The organism is Streptomyces sp. PsTaAH-124, from assembly GCF_000373685.1.
Taxonomy (GTDB): domain Bacteria; phylum Actinomycetota; class Actinomycetes; order Streptomycetales; family Streptomycetaceae; genus Streptomyces; species Streptomyces andamanensis.
In genome coordinates, this window is the sequence record NZ_KB892180.1 from 151660 (window position 1) to 171959 (window position 20300).

The window sequence follows — 20300 nt, forward strand, 5'->3', positions numbered from 1 at the left end:
TACCCCATAGACCTGGCGCCTCCGCCCTGGTACGGCGTCTGACACGGCGGCGTACGGGCAGATCCGTGAACCGCGACACCGCTACTTCGTAGAGTCCGCCGTTCGGGCGCCCCTGCTCTTGAGAGCCAGCCCGGAGACGGCCCGCTCCCCCGGCTCGCGCCCACAGCCGTCGAACCCGACCAACGCCATGTCTCCGACCTGAGCAAACGTCACTTGTGCAGGCGAGATCACCTAGGAACATTCCTAGGTGCCTCATCTGCTTCTGCTTGCGTGTCCATCTGGGTGACTATCGCTTTCCGCATGCCTACGGCCGGCGTTGTTGCGTACCGAAGATGCCGTACATGACCACGGCGCGGTCTGGCTCACGGTCCGGATCTGCTTTGGTGGGCATCCTGGGCGGCGGCCGTCACGAAGCGTCCGGCCAAGTCGGCAGGTCCCTTCACGCGGCACGTCCCTGGTCAAACCTCAGGGAGAGACATCACGCGCTCTGGACCGGCTCGTAGGCTCCTGGGCTCCTCCGGTCCTCGATGTCCGCAACATGGGTCAACAGAAAGCGGGGCCCGTCCGCAGCATCCGCGACAACGGAGTTACGCATGGATACCAAGACGTATGAACCGTCACGGCGTCCAAGGCGCAACTCGGCGCGGCCCCCCGCTGCCGAGGTACGTAGCAGGATCCCGACGTCCTCAGGGTGTACGAGGTCGGCGAACGAGTATCGGCGCATCGCGGACGCGGGTCGGCCGAGCAGCCGACAGAGCGCGTCATTGGCCCGCAGGATCCGGCCGTGCTGGTCGCCACCCATCTCAGCGATGACCATGCCGCTGGGCGCGTACTCGAACGCCTGCCGGAACGACTCCTCACTCGCCCGCAGCGCCTGCTGCTCCCGGTCCAGGCGCACCAGTGCGCGCTGCATGTTGGCGCGTAGCCGGGCGTTGCTGATGGCGACGGCAGCGTGTGCCGCATAGACCTGAAGCGCCTCCCGGCCCCACGCCCCGGGGCGCCGCCTGGGGCGCGGCCGATCGACCGATATGACGCCGAGGAGTTCGTCCACGCCATCTCTTGCCTGATACATCGGTGCGAACAGTCGGTCTGCGGGGTGCCATTCCTCGTCGAACCGAGGAGCAGGTCCATCGCTGAACCACTGCGGTACGTCGTCGTTGTCGAGAACCCAGCCCTCGGTGTGCGGGATGAAGCGGAGGGCGCCCCATGCCTCACCCATGGTGAGGCGTCGGTCCCATGAGGCCCGCGAGCCCACTCTGCCGGTGATAAGGGCCTCGGCTTCAGGGCTGCCGGAGAAGGCCGCGACAACGAGGTCCCCGTCCGGGCGCACCAGATTGATGGCGGCAAGTTCGTACCCGAGTCCGGCGACGACCCCGTCTGCAACGGTCTGAAGAGTGTCAGCAAGGCTCTGTGCCGGCGACACCTGGATGATGAGCTGGTCGAGCAGGCTTCGAAGGGTCGCGAGCCGGACATACGGCTCCGTCTCGCTGACAGTCGGATCGGTGTAGTACCCGGCGGATGCCTGCGCCGCGGTCCAGCTGTGCCAGCCTCTTCGCGGAGCCGCGTGCACGGGCCGGAACGCCGTGTTACGAAGGAAGGGCGCCTTGCCCAGACCGTCACGGCAGAGCCGGTGCGGCTCGGGGAGGGCCTTCAGACCGAGTTCCACCCGTAACCGCTGGTAGATCGTGTCGAGATCGAGGAATTCGTCGCCCTCCAGGACACCGTCCCTGATCAGTCTGATCAGTTCGCCTGTGAAGGCGGTGAACGGCTCCCCGGGCGGAGACAAAGCGACCGCGTTCTCGGCGGCCGCGGCGAGCAGAAAGGTGCCCTCGACCTCCAGTTCGGCCCCAGCGGACTGGGTACCGAAGGTGCGCGCGCTGTAGCAGCAATCGGCGATAAGGATCCGTCGGGCGGCGGGGCTGCGCTCGATCGACCAGCGGATCCATTCATACGGGACGGCCGTGTCATGTACAGACGTCCGGTCGCTGTCCCCGACGGCCAGGTGCAGTTGTCCCGTCCTCGATTCGATCAGTCCGTGCCCCGCGTAGTACACCAGCAGCGTGTCCTTGGCGGCCTCCGCCGCCTCCGCCACGGACTTGGAAAGCTGCCGCGGTGTCTGTGGATCGAGCAACACGTGGCAGTTCTCCGGGGGAAGTCCCCAGGTGTTCTTTTGCGCGAAGAGCTCCCCGAGGGCCTTCACCCCGTTCTCGACGGCAGGCAGATCGGGCAACGCATCGAAGACGCCTGCTCCTATGAGCACCGCATGCGAAGTCAGGGGGTCAGGTGGGTTCGCCACGGCCGTCCCTCTACCGGTCGGTCCGGTCGTCCCGACTGCCAGTTCGGTCGTCTCGGCCATCGGTCCCGACGCCAGTCAAAGACTCCAACAGGCGTCGCGTCTCCTCGGGCGAGGAGTCGGAGATAGTGATCTTGACGCCGTCGGAGCGTTCCACCGTGACGACCGGCCGGCCTTGCCGTGTCGCGCGCCAGGCGGCCAGGGACAGGGCGAGCGAGGCAGCGCTGAAGCCGCTGCTGACCACCAGTGAGATCACGTCGATCGCATCGCCCTGTGCCCCCGGTCGAGACGGCCGCGCCGTGTCAAGGACGGGACGAGCGTGGCGACGTGCTGCGGGCTCCGCGAGAAGCCAGGCGTGCAGTGACCGTAGCTCAGCCTCCGTAGTACCGCCGTCCCTCAAACCGATGCCCAGCCTCACCCAAAGCCCTTTCGTTTCTGCGCCGTCCAGGACAGCGGGTGGAACAGTTTAGGGTCCCTGGCGCGGAGCATGACATTCCGGCGATCAAGGAACGGGGGCGCACGAGAACCGTCTCATCCACTTGCCCGGCACCAGCACCTCGTACAGCGGGCGACCTCGATCACCAGTACCGACGCCTCGCTAAGCCACGCGGCCCACACGGCAGGTTCAGGCTTTGTCGGTGAGTTGCGCAATCTTTAAACTGTGGGGCATGGAGACAGCCGATGTGACGGTGCGGGAGGACGCGGTGCTCGTGGGTGGGCCTGCGGACGGGGTGCGGGTGGTGGTCGCGGGGCGGCCTCGGGTGGTGCAGGTGACGTATCCGTGCGGGGTCGAGGGCGGGCCGGACGGGGTGCGGGTGGAGGGGGTTTATGTGTATCGGCGGGTTCTCGGGGAGGAAGGCGAGGAGGGGGGTGCGGGGCGGGGCGTGCAGTACGGGTTCGACGTTGCCAGTCCCTGAGCCGTTCCCGTTGTCGAGACCCGCCAGGCCTTGCCGCGCCGCTTCCGTCCTGAGCTCCGTCGGTCGTTGAGCCGCCTGGGCCTCGCGCCCAGCCAGTCCTTTTTCTGGATCTTGGTTCAGACGATTGCGTAAGTGGGCAACCATTCGGTGGGCTCGTTCGTCTTCTCGGTATGAGTCGTACGTATGAACGCACGCGGAGGGCCCCTTCCAGCCCCCGCAGGCACGGTCGGGCGGGGCGGCGGCGGGGGCCCGTGCGGGTGGTGCTGATGGTCGCGCTGATGGTGGCGGTGCTCGGTACGGCCGGGGCGGGGTGGATCTACCTCAAGCTCAACGGCGACATCAAGACCTTCGACGGCAGCGGGCTGGCCACGGACCGGCCCGGCGCGGGCTCCTCCGAGGGGGAGAACGTGCTGGTGATCGGGTCGGACGCGCGCACGGACGGGAACGACGCGCTGGGCGGTGGCAGCAAGGACGACATCGGGCGGTCCGACACCGCGTTCCTGCTGCACGTCTACGCCGACCACCGGCACGCGATCGCCGTCTCGATCCCCCGGGACACCCTGGTCACCATCCCGCCGTGCCGGCTGCCCGACGGCGCCTGGACCAAGGCCCGGCCGCAGACCATGTTCAACGAGGCCTTCTCGGTCGGGCAGACGGAGAAGGGGAATCCGGCCTGCACCCAGAACACCGTGGAGTCGCTGACCGGGCTGCGGGTCGACCACACCGTCGTCGTCGACTTCAAGGGGTTCGCGGCGCTGACGGACGTGGTCGGCGGCGTGCCGGTGTGTCTGCCGCAGGACATCTACCAGGGCGACCTCAATCCCCACCGCACCACCAAGGGGTCCCTGCTCTTCAGTAAGGGGCAGCAGACCGTCTCGGGGCGCAAGGCCCTCGACTACGTGCGCATACGCCACGGCATCGGGGACGGGTCCGACATCGGGCGCATCAAGCGCCAGCAGGCCTTCGTCTCCAGCCTGTTGAAGAAGATCAAGAGTGACGGGCTCACCCCGACCAAGCTGCTGCCGCTCGCCAGTGCCGCCACCGGTTCCATGACCGTCGATCCGGGGCTGGGCTCGGCCGCCAAGCTCGTCTCCTTCGCCATGTCGCTGAAGGACATCGACCTGCACAACACCAAGTTCGTGACGATTCCCTGGCGTTACCAGGGTGAGCGTGTCGCCGTCGTGGAGCCGGACGCCTCCGATCTGTGGGCCGCGCTGAAGGCCGACCGCACCGTCGACGGCAAGGACGCCGGAGGGAACGACAAGAAGCGGGCTCCTTCCGGGACCGCCTCCGCGAGCGTGTCCGGGGCCGGGATCGACGTCGCCGTACTCAACGGCACCACCGCCCACGGCCTCGCCGCCAAGGCCGCCGCCACGCTCACCGGGCACGGGTTCACGGTCACCGCGGTCGGCAACGCCGACAGCCGGCAGTACACCACCACCGTCGTCGAGTACGGCAGCGGTCTGCGCGGCCGGGCCGAGACGGTCGCGCGGCTCTTCCCGGGGGCCGAGCTGCGCGCCGTCGCGGGGGCCGGCGCCGGTGTCGACGTCGTCGTGGGGACGGCCTACGCGGCCGCCTCGGCCACCGGCGACGGCGGCGCCCCCGCCTCCCCCACGCCGTCCGTCGACCCGTCCGCCGCCGTCCCCGACTCGGTGGCCCACGACGCCCGGTCCGCCGACGACGACCTGTGCTCCGACCTGTCGTACGGGAGCGGTGGCTGACGGGCGCCGGGGGCCGGCCGGGTCCGCCCGCGCCCCGGCGGGTCAGCGGTTCACAGGGCTTCCGCGATGCGGTCGACCTGGTCGGGGTCGAGGCCGTAGCAGTAGAACATGACCTCGTCGGCGCCCAGGTCGGCGTAGGCGGTGACGGTGTCGCGGACGGCCTGCGGGGTGGTGAGCATGCCGGAGACCATGCGGTCGGGCATGCCGGTGAAGGCGTAGTACGCGTGCATGGCGGCCCGCGCGTCGTCGACGACCGCCTGCGGGCCCAGCGCGACGTTCGCCTGGGCGACCAGGCGCGGGGCGCCCTCGCGGCCGTGCGCGCGCCACTGTTCGCGGACGGTGTCGAACAGGCCGCCCGCCCAGGACGGCGGCGCGGCGGCCAGGAAGCCGTCGCCCCAGCGGGCCACCCGCTCCAGGGCCATGGGCTTGAAGCCGCCGAAGAGGATCTCGGGGCCGCCGGGGCGGGCGGGAGCCGGACCGATGGGGCCCGCGTCCGCGCCGTACGGTTCGCCGGACCACAGGCGGCGCAGCAGTGGCAGTTGCCCGTTCAGGCGGCGGCCGCGGGTGTGCAGGTCGACGCCCGCGGCCTCGTGGTCGTCCGCCCGGCCGCCGACGCCGAGGCCGAGGACCAGCCGGCCGCCGGACATCCGGTCCAGGGTGGCCGTCTGCTTGGCGAGCAGGGCGGTGTCGCGCAGCGGGGCGAGCAGCACCTCGGTCTGGACGCGCACGCGCGAGGTGGCTCCGGCCAGGACGGCGAGCGCGATCAGCGGTTCGGGGTTGTCGTAGACCAGCCGGTCGAGCAGGCCGAGCGTGGTGAACGGGCCGTCCTCGGCGCGCCGGGCCCAGGTGAGCAGGGTGGCGGGGTCGCTGATGGGCAGGCCGATACCGACGTTCATGAAAGATCCTCCGTGAGGGCAGGGCAGGGCGGATGAGGCCGGTCGCCTGTCGCGTCCGGCCGGGTCGCTGCCGCCCTCTCCTGCGCCTCGGTGAGGCGGGACGCTCCCACGCTGCGGCGTACTTCCGGGGAGGTCTCTTCGAAGTGCGTCCAGGGTAGGCGCCCGGGGCGCGGGCGGCCACCGGTTTTTCCGCCCGCGGCGACGGGCCGCGGGTGGGGCTGGAACCGCGCGGGCCCGTGCGGCAGTCTTTCCGCTCGTGGGGAGCGTTCCGTATCAAGGTGGTGCGTCGGGCGGCACGGGGGCGCACATGGTGGTGTGCGGTGACGACGGGCTCGCGCACCGTCTGGCCGCGGAGTTGCGCGGGGTGTACGGCGAGCAGGTCACGCTGGTCGTGCCGCCCTCCGAGCGGGCGGTACGGCCCCCGGTGGTCGGCCGGGCGCGGGCGGCTTCCGCGCTCCTGGACCGGATGGTCAGCGCTGCCGTGGGCCGGGCCGGCGGGAACGGCGGCGCCGGCGCGCACGGCGGCGGCAACGGGAGTGGCGGAGGCGGCGGGGCGGGTGCCGCGGCTTCGGGCGCGGCGGACCGGGTGGTGGAGGCCGCCGAGCTGACCGAGGCGGTCCTCGTGGACGCCGGGGTGGAGCGGGCGAGCGCGCTGGCCCTGGTGTACGACGACGACGAGACCAACATCCGGGCCGCGCTCACCGTCCGGCGGTTCAATCCGCGGCTGCGGCTCGTGCTGCGGCTGTACAACCGGCGGCTCGGCCAGCACATCGAGGAACTCCTCGACCAGGCAGCCGCGTTGGCGATCGGCGACGGCTCCACCCCGCCCGGGTCCGCCCCGTCCGGCGGTGGTGAGCTCGGCGGCGGCGCGCTCGGCGGCGGCGCGCTCGGCGGCGGTGACGCGTCCACGACCGTGCTGTCCGACGCCGACACGGCCGCGCCCGCGCTGGCCGCCGGGGCCGTCGTCGGCACCAGCAAGGTCGTGCAGACCGAGGGCCTGCTGCTGCACGCGGTCGAACGCCCGCCGCCCGCGCCGGGCCAGGTCGCCGACCCCGGGCTGTGCACGCTGGCCCTGCTGTCCGCGACGAGCAGCGACCCGGCCGGGGCCGACGGGTCCGAGGTCAGCGGCGAGCAGCGGCCCCGGCTGCTGCCGGACGCGGCGGCGGTACGCGAGGCCACCGGGCGCGGGACCGTGGTCCTCGAACAGGTGTCGTACGCCGCCGGGCCGCCGCTGCCGGCCGGGCGCGGGGTCGGCGTCGTACCGCCGCTCACGTCGCTGTTCTCACGGCGGCTGCGCTGGTCGGTGGCCGGGCTCGTGGCGTGTGTGTTCGCCCTCGCGGTGGCGTTGTGGCTGGTGACGGGGGTGCGTCCGCTGGGGGCGCTCTATCTGACGCTGCTCGACCTGTTCGCCATCGACGATCCGGCGATCGGTGAGTCGGTCGGCCGGCAACTGCTCCAACTGCTCTCCGGGCTCGTCGGGTTGCTGCTGCTGCCGGTGCTGCTGGCGGCGGTCCTGGAGGCGCTGGGCACCTTCCGGACGGCGTCCACGCTGCGCAAACCGCCGCGCGGACTCGGCGGACACGTGGTGCTGCTGGGGCTGGGGAAGATCGGCACCCGGGTGCTGACCCGGCTGCGCGAACTCCAGGTCCCGGTGGTGTGCGTGGAGTCGGACCCGGACGCGCGGGGGCTGGCGACGGCCCGGCGGCTGCGGGTGCCGGTGGTGCTCGGGGACGTCACGCAGGAGGGCGTACTGGAGTCGGCGAAGATCCATCGCGCGCACGCGCTGCTCGCGGTGACCAGCGCGGACACCACGAACCTGGAGGCGGTGCTCTACGCCCGCTCGGTGCGGCCCGATCTGCGGGTGGTGCTGCGGCTGTACGACGACGACTTCGCGACCGCCGTGTACCGGACGCTGCGGGCCGCGCATCCGCGGGCGCTGACCCGGAGCAGGAGCGTGACGCATCTGGCGGCGCCCGCGTTCGCCGGGGCGATGTTCGGGCGGCAGATCCTGGGGGCGATCCCGGTGGAGCGGCGGGTGCTGCTGTTCGCGTCCGTGGACGTGGGCGGGCATCCGCAGTTGGAGGGCCGGACGGTCGCCGAGGCGTTCCGGCCGGGGTACTGGCGGGTGCTGGCTCTGGAGGCGGGGTCGCGGGGCGCCGCCGCGGGCGGCGGGAGCGGGAGCGGGGAGCGGCGGGAGCCCGCCGCGCAGGCGGCGGCCGAGGACCCGGAACCGGGGACCGCGCCCCCGGCCGGACGCACCGGCCGCAACGGACCGTCCGGGCGCACCGCCGGGCACCCGTCCGCGCGGACGGGCGGGCATACGCCTGGACCGGCGGCCGGGACGGCGGCGGGCGGGCCCCGGTGGAACCTGCCCGATTCCTATGTCCTGCGGACCGAGGACCGGGTCGTCCTGGCCGCGACCCGCCGGGGGCTCGCCGAACTGCTGGGGCGGCGGGGGCGGGACGGCCGGGACGGTCCGGAGGGATCCGGGGCGGCGGGGGCGGGTGCCGGGGCGGTGTAGGGGCGTCCCCGGCCGGGACGCGGGTCCCGGTCCCGCGCCTCGCACCCACGCCGTCGGCGCCCCGCACCCGCGCGCTTCCGGTGTGCCGGACTCCCCCGCCGTGGGCGCTACTTCGGCAGATGACGCTCGGCGAAGTCCAGTTCGAGCCGGACCTGCTTGATGCGCTCGTCGACCACCAGGGAGCCGTGGCCCGCGTCGTAGCGGTAGACCTCGTGGACGGCGCCCCGCGACTCCAGGCGCTTGACGTAGTTGTCGATCTGGCGGATGGGGCAGCGCGGGTCGTTGACCCCGGCGGAGATGTAGACCGGGGCCTTGACCTGGTCCACATAGGTGAGCGGGGAGGACGCCTCGAAGCGCTCGGGGACCTCCTCCGGAGTGCCGCCCAGCAGGGTGCGGTCCATCGCCTTGAGGGCTTCCATCTCGTCGTGGTACGCCGTGACGTAGTCGGCGACCGGGACCGCCGCGATGCCCAGGGTCCACGCGTCCGGCTGGGTGCCGACGCCCAGCAGGGTGAGGTAACCGCCCCAGGAGCCGCCGGTGAGGATCAGCCGCTCCGGGTCGGCGAGGCCCGAGCCGATCGCCCACTCGCGGACCGCCGCGATGTCCTCCAGCTCGATCAGCCCGACCCGGTGCTTGAGGGCGTCGGTCCAGGCGCGGCCGTAGCCCGTGGAGCCGCGGTAGTTGACCCGGACCACCGCGTAGCCGTGGTCGACCCAGGCGGCGGGGCCCGCGGCGAAGGAGTCGCTGTCGTGCCAGGTGGGGCCGCCGTGGATGTCGAAGACGGTGGGCAGCGGGCCGGTGGTGCCCGCCGGCTTCTGCACCAGGGCGTGGATGCGCCCGCCGGGTCCCTCCACCCAGACGTCCTCCACCGGGACCGAGCCGGGGGACTTCATGCCCGGAGGGTCCAGGACCACGCCGCCGGCCGTCGAGCGGACCGCCGACGGCTCGGCCGCCGACGACCACAGGTACTCCACCGCGCCGTCCGGGCGGGCGCTCGCGCCCGAGACCGTGCCGGGCGCGGTGGCGATCCTGGTCAGCTCGCGGCTCACCGGGTCGTAGCGGAACAGCTCGCTGCGGGCCTCGAAGCTGTGCGCGACGAGCAGGCCGCTGCCGTCCGGGTACCACTCCGCGCTCACGTCGCCCGGCAGGTCGAGGGCGAGGTCCGTCTCCTCGCCGGTGGCCACGTCCCAGACCAGCGGCTCCCAGCGGCCCCGGCGCTGGTGCCCGATGAGCAGCCGGGTGTCGCCGTCGACCGGGGCGAAGCCCAGCACCTCCAGGCCCAGCTCGACGGTGCCGCCCTTGGTGTCGTCCAGCTCGGCGACCGCCGTGCCGTCCGGGCGCAGCACGCGCAGCGCCGAGTGCATCGCGTCGCCGTGCTCGGTGTGCTCGACGGCGATCAGGGTGCCGTCGTGGGAGAGGTCGCCGACGCCCGCCGACTCGCGGTGGCGATAGATCTCCGCCGCGGCCTCGCCGGAGCCCACGCGCGCGAGATGGATGGTGGTGCCGTCCTCGTCGGTGGAGCGGCCCACGACCGCCGTACGCCCGTCGCGGCCGAGCGCGAGGCCGGCCGGGTAGGACGGTTCGAGGTCCGGCACCGCCGCCTCGTCGGGGCCGCCGGTGAACGGCTGGCGGCGCCAGACGCCGAACTCGTCGCCGTCCTTGTCGTCGAACCACCAGATCCACGCGCCGTCCGGGGAGAGCACGCCGTCCGTCGTGCCGTTCGGCCGGTGGGTGGCCTGGCGCTGGGCGCCGCTCGCGCGGTCCCAGGCGTACAGCTCGTACGTCCCCGTCGCGTTCGACACGAACAGGGAGCGGTCCGGTGCGTCCTCCGCCCAGTCGGGCAGGGACACCCGGGGCGCGCGGAAGCGCTTCTCCCAGTCCGGCACGGCCGGCCTGCCCTGCGCCCCCGCCGTCCTTCCCGCCTCCGGCGTCCCCTGCGCCGCGGACCCGTCCTGTCCGGCCGGGCCCCGCCCGCTCCGCTCGCTCCGCCGGTCCTGCGCGCCGTTCCCGTTGCTCTCAGTCATGGCCCCATACTGCCTGGCCGGGCCGACAACGCGCCGCCCCGTTCCCCAGCCTGTGGAAAACCGCCCGTACGGAACCCGTCCGCGTCCCCGTGCCTGTGGAAAACTCCGACCCCGCGGCCTGCCGCGACCGGCGGGGGCCGTACCGTTGGGGCCGTGTACCGGTTTCTTCTGACGCCCCGCTGGTGGGGCATCAACGTCTTCGTGCTGCTCGCCATCCCGTTCTGCGTCTTCATGGGATCGTGGCAGCTGAGCCGGTTCGACGCGCGCGTGGACGATCACCGCAACCTGTCCGAGCAGACCGCCTCCGCCCGTACGGAGCCGCCGCGTCCGCTGGCCGCGCTGCTCCCCGTCGACAAGCGGACCTCGGGCATGCCCGCCACCGCGACCGGCCGCTACGGCAAGCAGTTGCTGGTCCCGGACCGCGAGCTGGACGGCAAGCAGGGGTACTACGTGCTGACGCTGCTGCGCACCGGCTCCGGCAAGGCGCTGCCCGTCGTGCGCGGCTGGCTGCCGGGCACCGCGGACGCGGCGAAGGCCCCCGCGCCGCCCTCCGGCGAGGTCACCGTGACCGGGGCGCTCCAGGCCTCCGAGTCGCCCGGCGGCAACGGGGTCGGCACCCGGGGCGGGCTGCCGTCCGGGCAGACCGGGGCGATCAGCGCGGCGTCGCTGGTGAACCTGGTGCCGTACGACGTCTACGACGCCTGGGTCACGCTCGACAAGGCCGACGCCGGGATGAAGGCGGTGCCCGCGAAGGCGCCCGAGGGCAGCGGGCTCGACCTCAAGGCGTTCCAGAACCTCGGGTACACCGGTGAGTGGTTCGTGTTCGCCGGGTTCGTGGTCTTCATGTGGTTCCGGCTGGTGCGGCGCGAGCTGGAGGCGGCGCGGGACGCCGAGCTCGGGCTGGTGCCCGACGACGCGGAGGGCTCGGGCGAGCCCCTGGAGGGGCGTACCGCCGGGGTCTGACCCGCGGTACGCCCGGGTCTGACCCCGGCGCCGTCCCCCTTCTCCTCCGCCCCGGGGCCCGCCCCCTCCGTTTCCGTTCCGCCGTTTCCGTTCCGCTCCACGCGCCTCCATGCCGCGACCACGGCTCTTCCTGCCGCCGCGGATGTCCGGCTACGGCGTGGGCGCCGCCAGGACCCCCGTGTGGTACACCGTCCCCGCGCAGGCGTCCGGCACCGTCGCCGAGACCGTCGGCGTGCCGGGCTCCGGGGTGTGCGAGACCACGACGCTGCCGTCGGCCTTGGCGCCGTCCTCCCTGACCAGCTGGGGCGAGGCCGCCGAACCGGTGTCGGTGCCCGAGGCGCTGTTCGTGGCCGGGCCGCCGGCCGCGCCCTGGTCCTTGCTCGGGGACGGGCCGGGCGAGGGCTGTCCGGTCTCCGTACCGCCGCTGCCGCCGCCCCCGGTGCCGCCCGTGCCGCCGCTGCCACCGCTGCCACCGCTGCCGCCCGTGGTCGGGCAGGCGTCGGAGGGCACCCAGGCGAACTTCACCTCGTAGCCCGATCCCGGCGTCAGCACCAGCGCGGGGGACTCGGTGGACGGGTCGGGCAGCCCCGGCGCCGCGTCCCCCGGGGTGTGCTGCACCACGCTGACCCTGGCCGTCTCGGCCGCGCCCTGCGGGAACGAGGTGACGGTGCCGGGCCCGCCGACGGTGCAGCTCCCGGACGAGGTGTTGGTGACGCGCAGGACGCCGTAGACGGCGCCCGAGGAGTCGGGGGTGCCGATCCGCGCGCCGCCGGAGCCCAGTTGCGCCGCCGTGCACACGGGTGCTCCGGCGCGGGCGGAGGCGGAGGGGTGGTCCGAGGCGCCGCCGGGCGCCGCGCCGGTGGCGGTGGCCCCGCCGTCCGCGGTGCCGTCCTTCTCCCCGCCCTGCTCCCGGCCCGTGGCCCGGTCGGAGGGGCTGCCCTCGGCGTCCGGACCGGCGGCCGTGTCCTCGGACCGCCCGGCGCCGCCCTGCGCCTGGGACGCCTGGCCCGCGATGGCCGGGTTGGCGTCGGGACCGGCGGAGCGGGAGACATGGACGAGGGCCGGGACGGCGGTGCCGAGGAACAGGGCGGCGGCCGCCATGCCGACCGTGGCCTGCCGCTTGCGGGCCCGCCGCGCCGGGATCGCGCGCCGCAGGTGCTCCAGGGTGCCGTCGCTCGGTCCGACGTCCTGGACCGCCCGGTGCAGCAGCCGGCGCAGGGCCAGTTCGTCCGGGGCGAGCCCGCCGGGGGCCTCGTCCGCCGGGGCCGTGCGCGCGGGGTCCGGGCCCTCGGCGTCAGGGCTGTCGTTCACGGTGGTGTTCCCAGAATGCGATGACGTGTGGGGGTGCTGTTCGCGGGACGCCCGGTCGGCACGGGGCTCGTCGGGCGGGCCCGGTACCGGGGACCGGTCCTCCTGCGGCCCACGGACCTCGCCCGGCCCACGCACCTCGCCCGACGGCCCGCCGCCGGACTCGTGGCGTTCGCGCGCGTCCCGGTCGCCCGCGCCCGCGCCCGCGTCCTTGTGGCGTTCGTGCGCGTCGCGCCCTTCGGCGTTTCCCTTCGTGCCCGTCATACCCGCGCCTCCCTGACGGTCATGCCCGCGCCTCCATGGCGATCCGGAGCGCGGCGATGCCGCGCGAGCCGTACGCCTTCACCGAGCCGAGGGATATCCCGAGGGTCTCGGCGACCTGCGCCTCGGTCATGTCAGCGAAGTAGCGCAGCACCAGCACCTCGCGCTGCCTGCGCTGGAGGCCCTTCATCGCCGTGATCAGCGAGTCGCGCTCCAGCTGGTCGTAGGCGCCCTCCTCCGCGCTGGCCATGTCCGGCATCGGCTTGGACAGGAGCTTCAGGCCGAGGATGCGGCGGCGCAGCGCGGAGCGGGAGAGGTTGACGACCGTCTGGCGCAGATAGGCGAGCGTCTTCTCCGGCTCGCGGACGCGCTTGCGGGCGGAGTGGACGCGGATGAACGCCTCCTGGACGACGTCCTCGCAGGAGGCGGTGTCGTCGAGGAGGAGCGCGGCCAGGCCCAGCAGCGAGCGGTAGTGCGTGCGGTACGTCTCGGTGAGGTGGTCGACGGTGGTACCGGCCGCCGCGGTCTCCTCGGCGGCCGGGCGCTGGTTCGGTATGCGGGCGGGCCGCGCGGCGGGCATGGGGGCGATCACCGGCATGCCGCCGGACGGGCCGGCCGCGCCGGGCAGCAAGCTGACGCCGGGGCTCCCGGACCGGCCGGGGGACGCCGGCCGCCCGGGGAGGGCGGGCATCCGCGGCCGGAGGGCCGCGCGGGGCGGCCGCAGAGCGGCGCCGCGGGCCGCCGCGCTGAAGTCGAGTACGTCTGCCACGCCAGTTGGACGCACCGCCCCCCGCCGGGGTTGTACGGGCCGTCCGTCACATCCGCGCCCGGCGGGCCGAGCGGCGCGTGCGGCCGTGTTCCCGGGTCAGGCGGCACCGCGGCCGGTGCCTCACATGCCCTCATGCGTCCCGCTCTTCCCTCTGTCGCGGCGTGCCGCGAAGCGACCGGGGCATCCCCACGCCCCTCAGCGTCCCCACGCCCCCGCAGGGCGACCGCGAAGACGCCTCCCGCCCACCGCGCGGTTGCGGAGGGCGGGAAGGAAAATCGCCGGGCGCCGGGGCGGCACGGTTCACGCGGCGCGGACCGTAGTCAGCCGGTCCACACCTTGTACACAGATCCTACAAAGGGACCGATCAATGGCCAGGGGTTATCCCTCCGTGAAAGAGGGCGGGGAGGGCAGAGAGGGCGCGGAGAACGGGAGGAGCACGAGGAGCACACCGGCCCGCGGGGTCCCCTCCGGCCGCACCGGCCCGCTCACTCCGGTCCGGCCGCCACCAGCTCGGCGATCTGCGCCAGGTTGAGCGCGGCGCCCTTGCGCAGGTTGTCGCCGCAGACGAAGAGTTCGAGCGCGGTCGGGTCGTCCAGCGCCCGCCGCACCCGGCCGACCCAGGCCGGGTCCGTGCCCACCGCGTCGGCCGGGGTGGGGAACTCGCCGGAGGCCGGGTCGTCGCACAGCACCACCCCGGGCGCCGTGGCCAGGATCTCGCGCGCCCGGTCGACGGTGACCTCGTCCTCGAAGCGGGCGTGCACGGTCAGCGAATGCGTGGTGACGACCGGGACGCGGACACAGGTGACGGCCACCGGCAGCCGGGGCAGTCCGAGGATCCGGCGGGTCTCCTCGCGCAGCGCCATCTCCTCCGAGGACCAGCCCTCGTCGCACAGCGCACCGGCCCAGGGCACCACGTTCAGCGCGACCGGCTCCGCGAACGGGCCGGTGTCGTCGCCCACCGCCCGCCGTACGTCGCCGGGGCCGGTCCCCAGTTCCGTACCGGCGACCAGGGACAGCTGGCGGCGCAGCGCGCGGACGCCCTCCTGGCCGGCGTCGCTCACCGCCTGGTACGAGGAGACCACCAGCTCGCGCAGCCCGAACTCGGCGTGCAGCGCGCCCAGCGCCACGATCATGGTCAGGGTGGTGCAGTGCGGGCTGGCGACCACGGAGCGCGGGCGGCGGCGCACCGCGTGCGCGTTGACCTCGGGCACCACCAGCGGCACATCGGGGTCGGCGCGGAAGGCCCCGGAGTTGTCCACCACGACGGCGCCCGCCGCGGCGGCCACCGGCACCCAGCGGGCGGCCACCTCGTCGGGCACGTCGAACAGGGCGATGTCCACGCCGTCGAACACACCCGCCGCGCGGGCGTCCTCGGTGAGCGCGACGACCTCGGTCTCCTCGCCGCGCACGGTCAGCTTGCGGCCGGCCGAGCGCGGCGAGGCGAACAGGCGGATCTCGCCCCAGACGTCCGCGCGCTGGGACAGGATGCCGAGCAGGACCGTGCCGACGGCGCCGGTCGCGCCGACGACCGCGAGCGTCGGCCGTCCGGTCACCGGCGTACGCCCGGACACCCGGCGCCCCGGCGGGGGGCGGTCATCGCCCGGTGCCGCCGTAGACGACGGCCTCGTCGCTGTCGGAGTCGAGCCCGAAGGCGGTGTGCACGGCGCGGACGGCCTCCGGCACGTCGTCCTTGCGGGTGACCACCGAGATACGGATCTCGGAGGTCGAGATCAGCTCGATGTTCACGCCCGCGTCGGAGAGCGCGGTGAAGAAGTCGGCCGTGACGCCCGGGTTGGTCTTCATGCCCGCGCCGACCAGGGAGATCTTGCCGATCTGGTCGTCGTAGCGCAGCGAGTCGAACCCGATGCCCAGGCGGTTCTTCTCCAGCGCGTCGATGGCCTTGCGGCCCTCGGCCTTGGGCAGCGTGAAGGAGATGTCCGTCAGACCGGTGGAGGCCGCGGAGACGTTCTGCACGACCATGTCGATGTTGATCTCGGCATCGGCGATCGTCCGGAAGATGGAGGCGGCCTCACCGGGCTTGTCCGGGACGCCGACGACCGTGATCTTGGCCTCGGAGGTGTCGTGCGCGACACCCGAGATGATGGCCTGCTCCACCTGCTGTTCCCCTTGCTCACTCGGCTGCCGAATCGGCTCGCTGCTGACCCACGTGCCCTGGAGCCCGCTGAAGGAGGAACGTACGTGGATCGGGATGTTGTACCGGCGCGCGTACTCCACACACCGGTGGAGCAGCACCTTCGACCCGGAAGCGGCCAGTTCGAGCATGTCCTCGAACGAGATCCAGTCGATCTTCCGGGCCTTCTTCACCACCCGCGGGTCGGCGGTGAACACGCCGTCCACGTCGGTGTAGATCTCGCAGACCTCGGCGTCCAGGGCGGCGGCCAGCGCCACGGCCGTGGTGTCGGACCCGCCGCGCCCCAGCGTGGTGATGTCCTTCTTGTCCTGGCTGACGCCCTGGAAACCGGCGACGATGGCGATGTTGCCCTCGTCCAGCGCGGTGCGGATACGGCCCGGCGTGACGTCGATGATCCGGGCTTTGTTGTGGACAGAGTCGGTGATGACACCTGCCTGGCTGCCGGTGAAGGACTGGGCCTCGTGGCCCAGGTTCTTGATCGCCATGGCCAGCAGGGCCATGGCGATCCGCTCACCGGCGGTCAGCAGCATGTCGAACTCCCGCCCGGCAGGCATCGGGGATACCTGCTCGGCGAGATCGATCAGCTCGTCCGTCGTGTCGCCCATCGCGGAGACCACGACAACCACCTGGTTGCCGTTCTTCTTGGCTTCCACGATCCGCTTGGCGACGCGCTTGATGCCCTCGGCATCGGCTACGGAGGAGCCTCCGTACTTCTGCACGACAAGGCCCACGTGCGCTCCTCGCTCAGTCCGTGTCTGTCGCACTCGCGCATATGCAGTGCGATCGACTCAGTCTATCGAGCGCCCGGATTTCCCCTTCGCGATATCGCATCGTGAGATGTCCGGCGCCCGCTTGTCAGGGCGGCTCATGCCCAGCGAGCGGGGCGGCACGCGAAACGTGGGCGGCGTCACACACCGGCCGGGCGGCGATCCGGCCACCTCCTCACCGGGGCCGGAATGCTGCGGTCCGATCCGCTCCCCGCGCCGCCCGCCGCCCTGATCCGGGGCCCGGTGAAGGCAATCCGTTCCGTTCGCGTGCCCGGTTTTCGACTCGATCCGAACCCGTCGCGGACCGGGGGAGGCAATGCATACCGGTCCGATTGTCCATTCCCCGTCTCTTCATGTGGACAAGCTGTCGTGAACGGCCGTCAGGGTGTGTCACTGTGAGCCCGGTTCGGGCGGGAAGAAGTACCTGGTGGAAGGAGTTCTGATGGCGTCGTCACGTGCCGGAAAGCTGCTATTCCGGGTGCTGGGACCACTGGAAATATGGGCGGGCGGTAAACGCCTCCAGCTCACCGCCCCGCGGCTTCAGATCACTCTCGGAACGCTGCTTTTGAAGCCCGACAGGACCGTGTCCGTGGAGGAGCTGGCACAGAGCCTCTGGGAGGCCCGGATGCCGGCCGATCCGGCGAACCAGATCGCCGTCTGCGTCTCGAAGATACGCGGCCGGTTCCAGCGGACGGGGACCGTGGGCGACCTGATCCTGACCCAGCCGCCCGGCTACCTCCTGAGCACGGACGAGGCCGAGCTGGACACCCAGCGGGTGCAGGCGCTCAAGGCGGAGGCCGACGCGTACGCGAACGCCGGGGAGAGCGCCGAGGCGGTCTCCTGCCTGGAGCGGGCACTCGCCCAGTGGCGCGGCCCGCTGCTGGCGGGCATCACCCGGCAGGCGTGGCGCGCCGAGGCCCGCGTATGGGAGGAGACGCAGGTCGCGCTCCAGGTCAAGAAGGCCGAACTCCAGCTCGCGCTCGGGCAGTACGAGCCGGTGATCGCCGAGCTGTCGGCCTTCCTGCCGGAGCATCCGTTCTTCGAGCGGCCGCGGGCCCAGCTCATGACCGCCCTGTACCGCTCGGGCCGCCAGGCGGACGCGCTGCGCCTGTACCGCGACACCTGCCGCCTGCTGGACGAGGCGCTCGCCATCGCGCCCGGCGCCGAACTCCAGCGCCTGCACCAGGAGATCCTGAAGGGCGCCCTGCCGCCCGGCCCCGAGGCCGTCCGCACCGAGTTATCCGCCGCGCCGCCGCCGTCCCCGCAGCCCGCGCCGGAGTCCGCCGCGCCGCCGCCCGCCGCGCCCGCCGGGCCCTGCCTGCTGCCCAGCGACATCGGGGAATTCGTGGGCCGCGAGCGGGAGATGTCCGACCTGGTCGAATTCCTGCGGCCCGCGGGCAGAAACGTGCCCCTGGTCGAGCTGGTGGGCGCGGGAGGAACGGGCAAGACGACCCTCGCCATTCATGTCGGACATCAGCAGCGCGTCAAGTTTCCCGACGGCCAGCTCTATATCGATCTGCGCGGACTCGACCGGAATCCGGTCCGGCCGGAGGAGGCCCTCGCCCGGTTTCTGCGGGAGATGGGAGTGCCGGCGTCCGACATCCCGGACGGACTCGACCAGCGCGCCGAGAAATTCCGCGCGCTGCTGACCGACAAACGCGTGCTCATCATTCTGGACAACGCCTCCGAAACCACCGGCATACGCCCTCTGCTGCCGGGAACGGACACCTGCGCCGTCATCGTCACCAGTCGCTCCCGGGTCGCCTCGGCGTTCTCGACGCGGGTCGTGGAGCTGGGCGGCCTCTCCACGGAGCAGGCCCTGGAGCTGCTCCACCGCGGCGCCGGGCGCGAGCGGTCGGCGGCGGAGCAGGATGCCGCGCGGCGGCTGGTCGCGTACTGCGGCAACCTGCCGCTGGCGGTCGGCATCCTCGGCGCCCGGCTCGCGGCCAAGCCGCACTGGACGATGGCCCGGGTCGCGGCCCGGCTCGCCGACGAACGGCGCAGGCTCGACGAGCTGGAGCACGACAACCTGGCCGTCCGCACCACCCTGGAGCTGTCCTACGACGGCATCAGCCCCGGCGCCCAGCTGCTGCTGCGCCGCCTGTCCGTGCTCGCCGTGCCGGACTTCGCGGACTGGCTCGCCCGGCATCTGGTGGACCTCGGCGGACCGGCGGCGGAGAACGCCGAGAACCTGGTGGAGGAACTGGTGGACGCCCGGCTCGTCGAGGTGCGCGGACGGGACGTGGCCGGGCAGCTCCGCTACCGCCTGCACGACCTGGTCCGGCTGTTCGGCCTCGAACGCGCGGACGGCGCCGAGTCGCCGTCCCAGCGCCGCACCGCGGTCCGCCGCACCGCCCTCGCCGCGCTCACCGGCGCCGACGCGGCCCACCGCGCCGTCTGCGGCGGCGACTACACCGCCGTCCGCAGCGGCGCGGCGAGCCGCGCCCGTGCCGGCCACTCCCCTCCGCACGAGGACGCCGACCCGCTGCACTGGTACGAGGCCGAACGCACCACGCTGACCACCCTGGTACGGCAGGCCGCCGGCTACGGGCTCGACGACATCGCGTGGGACCTCGCGGCCGTGTGCCGCTGCCTGTTCAGCACGCGCGGGCACCACGACGAGTGGCTGGCGACCCACCAGGACGCGCTGGCCGCCGTCCGGGCGGTCGGCAGCCGCAAGGGCGAGGCCGCGCTGCTCCTGGGCCTCGGCGACCTGTACATCGACAAGCGCGAGTACACCCGGGCGGCCGGTCTGCTGGAGCGGGCGTGCGCCACGTTCACCGCGGCCGGGGAGGACTACGGCGCGGTGCTCGCGCTGCGCCGGGCGGCCTGTGTGGACCGGATCCAGGGCCGCTACGAACGGGCGCTGGAACGCTGGCGGGACTGCCTGCCCGTGCTCGCCGCGCACGGGGACCTCCAGGCCCGGGTCCAGGTGCTGCGCTGGCTCGGGCTGACCCTGCTCGAACTGCGCGACCTGGAGGGCGCCGAGTCGTATCTGCGGCAGGCCGAGGAGGCCGCCCGGGGCCTCCTCGGCCGGGCGGCCGGACAGGTGCGGCTGGCCCTGGCCGACCTGCTGCGGGCGCGGCACCGCCCGGCGGAGGCGGAGGCGGAGTACATCGCGGGGCGGGAGCGGGCGCAGGCCCTCGGCGATGTCTCGGGCATCGGCTACGCCCACTTCGGCCTGGGCGTCATCGCGCTGGAGAGCGGGCGGCACGCCGAGGGCCGCCGGCTCCTCGGCGTCTGCCGGGAGTCGGCGCGCTCGGTCGGCGACCCGCTGCTGGAGGCGCTCGGCATGGTCGGGCTGTCCGCGGCGCTCGGGCACGACGGCCGGACGCAGGAGGCGGAGCGGCTGCTGACCGGGGCCGCCGCGATCTACCACGGCCTCGGCACACCGGTCCGCTACGCCCGCTGCCTGTACGCGCACGCGGAACTGCTCGACCGGCGCGGCGACGCGGGCGCGGAGGCGGCGGCTCTGCGGGCCCGCGCGGCGGCGGCGCTGGCCGGTACGGGCTCGGCGCTGGCGTCGGACGTGCTCGGCCCGGCGTCGGGCCCGTACGGTCCGCCGGTGCTGTGACGGGCCGGGGCGCGCGCCCCGGAAGCCGTGATCGCCGTGCCGGGTGTTTCCCTTCGGTGTCCGTTCGGTGTCCGAGGAAACCCGCAGGTCAGAAGCGATTCTGATGGTGTGGGACACCGTTGGGGAACGTCCTT

At 73.3% G+C, this 20300-nt stretch carries 12 protein-coding genes and 2 pseudogenes; 5 read left to right on the forward strand and 9 right to left on the reverse strand.

The genetic code is table 11. The annotated features are described in order from the left end of the window. Positions 1-514: 514 nt before the first annotated feature. The 3 genes and pseudogenes from cdgB to B086_RS45610 form a co-directional block, all read right to left on the reverse strand. Positions 515-1447, reverse strand: a pseudogene (gene cdgB / locus B086_RS45600) (diguanylate cyclase CdgB); the annotation flags it as partial. Between the two features lie 222 nt (positions 1448-1669). After that, positions 1670-2356, reverse strand: a pseudogene (locus tag B086_RS45605) (caspase, EACC1-associated type); the annotation flags it as partial. Beyond that, entirely contained in the window at positions 2307-2711 is a 405-nt protein-coding gene (locus B086_RS45610; protein ID WP_018568957.1) for an effector-associated constant component EACC1, read from the reverse strand. The gene B086_RS45610 and the pseudogene B086_RS45605, both read right to left, overlap by 50 nt. A 250-nt stretch (positions 2712-2961) precedes the next feature. Between B086_RS45610 and B086_RS0123890 the strand changes: the two genes are divergently transcribed. Both B086_RS0123890 and B086_RS0123895 read left to right on the forward strand, forming a co-directional pair. Further along, positions 2962-3210, forward strand: a complete 249-nt coding sequence (locus B086_RS0123890) for a hypothetical protein (RefSeq protein ID WP_026252713.1) — start codon at positions 2962-2964, stop codon at positions 3208-3210. Positions 3211-3380: 170 nt separating this feature from the next. Continuing rightward, on the forward strand, positions 3381-4931 hold the full coding sequence (locus B086_RS0123895) for an LCP family protein (RefSeq protein ID WP_026252714.1): 1551 nt from the start codon (positions 3381-3383) through the stop codon (positions 4929-4931). 50 nt (positions 4932-4981) lie between these two features. Here B086_RS0123895 and B086_RS0123900 read toward each other — a convergent pair whose 3' ends face one another. Beyond that, positions 4982-5827 (reverse strand): LLM class flavin-dependent oxidoreductase, encoded by an 846-nt coding sequence (locus tag B086_RS0123900; RefSeq protein ID WP_018568960.1) that lies wholly within the window; start codon positions 5825-5827, stop codon positions 4982-4984. Positions 5828-6134: 307 nt separating this feature from the next. Here B086_RS0123900 and B086_RS40620 point away from each other — a divergent pair, with 307 nt between their 5' ends. Further along, a complete protein-coding gene (locus B086_RS40620; protein WP_018568961.1) occupies positions 6135-8348 on the forward strand; it encodes an NAD-binding protein in 2214 nt (737 codons plus the stop codon). Between the two features lie 107 nt (positions 8349-8455). Here the strand turns inward: B086_RS40620 and B086_RS0123910 are convergent, their stop codons facing one another. Continuing rightward, positions 8456-10372 (reverse strand): prolyl oligopeptidase family serine peptidase, encoded by a 1917-nt coding sequence (locus B086_RS0123910; protein ID WP_234029352.1) that lies wholly within the window; start codon positions 10370-10372, stop codon positions 8456-8458. Positions 10373-10525: 153 nt separating this feature from the next. Here B086_RS0123910 and B086_RS40625 point away from each other — a divergent pair, with 153 nt between their 5' ends. Further along, the gene (locus B086_RS40625; protein WP_018568963.1) at positions 10526-11335 is read left to right on the forward strand and encodes an SURF1 family protein; all 810 of its coding nucleotides are present in this window, start codon (positions 10526-10528) and stop codon (positions 11333-11335) included. A gap of 150 nt (positions 11336-11485) precedes the next feature. Here B086_RS40625 and B086_RS0123920 read toward each other — a convergent pair whose 3' ends face one another. The 4 genes from B086_RS0123920 to B086_RS0123935 all read right to left on the reverse strand — a co-directional run bounded on the left by B086_RS0123920 (position 11486) and on the right by B086_RS0123935 (position 16556). Further along, positions 11486-12907: a hypothetical protein gene (locus B086_RS0123920; RefSeq protein WP_018568964.1), complete on the reverse strand. Its 1422-nt coding sequence runs from the start codon at positions 12905-12907 to the stop codon at positions 11486-11488. Positions 12908-12926: 19 nt separating this feature from the next. Continuing rightward, positions 12927-13673, reverse strand: coding sequence for a SigE family RNA polymerase sigma factor (locus tag B086_RS0123925; RefSeq protein ID WP_018568965.1), 747 nt, complete (start codon positions 13671-13673; stop codon positions 12927-12929). Between the two features lie 485 nt (positions 13674-14158). Next, positions 14159-15226: an aspartate-semialdehyde dehydrogenase gene (locus tag B086_RS0123930; protein WP_018568966.1), complete on the reverse strand. Its 1068-nt coding sequence runs from the start codon at positions 15224-15226 to the stop codon at positions 14159-14161. 40 nt (positions 15227-15266) lie between these two features. Then, a complete protein-coding gene (locus B086_RS0123935) occupies positions 15267-16556 on the reverse strand; it encodes an aspartate kinase (protein WP_018568967.1) in 1290 nt (429 codons plus the stop codon). A gap of 625 nt (positions 16557-17181) precedes the next feature. Here B086_RS0123935 and B086_RS0123940 point away from each other — a divergent pair. After that, a complete protein-coding gene (locus B086_RS0123940; RefSeq protein WP_018568968.1) occupies positions 17182-20166 on the forward strand; it encodes an AfsR/SARP family transcriptional regulator in 2985 nt (994 codons plus the stop codon). Positions 20167-20300: the final 134 nt, after the last annotated feature.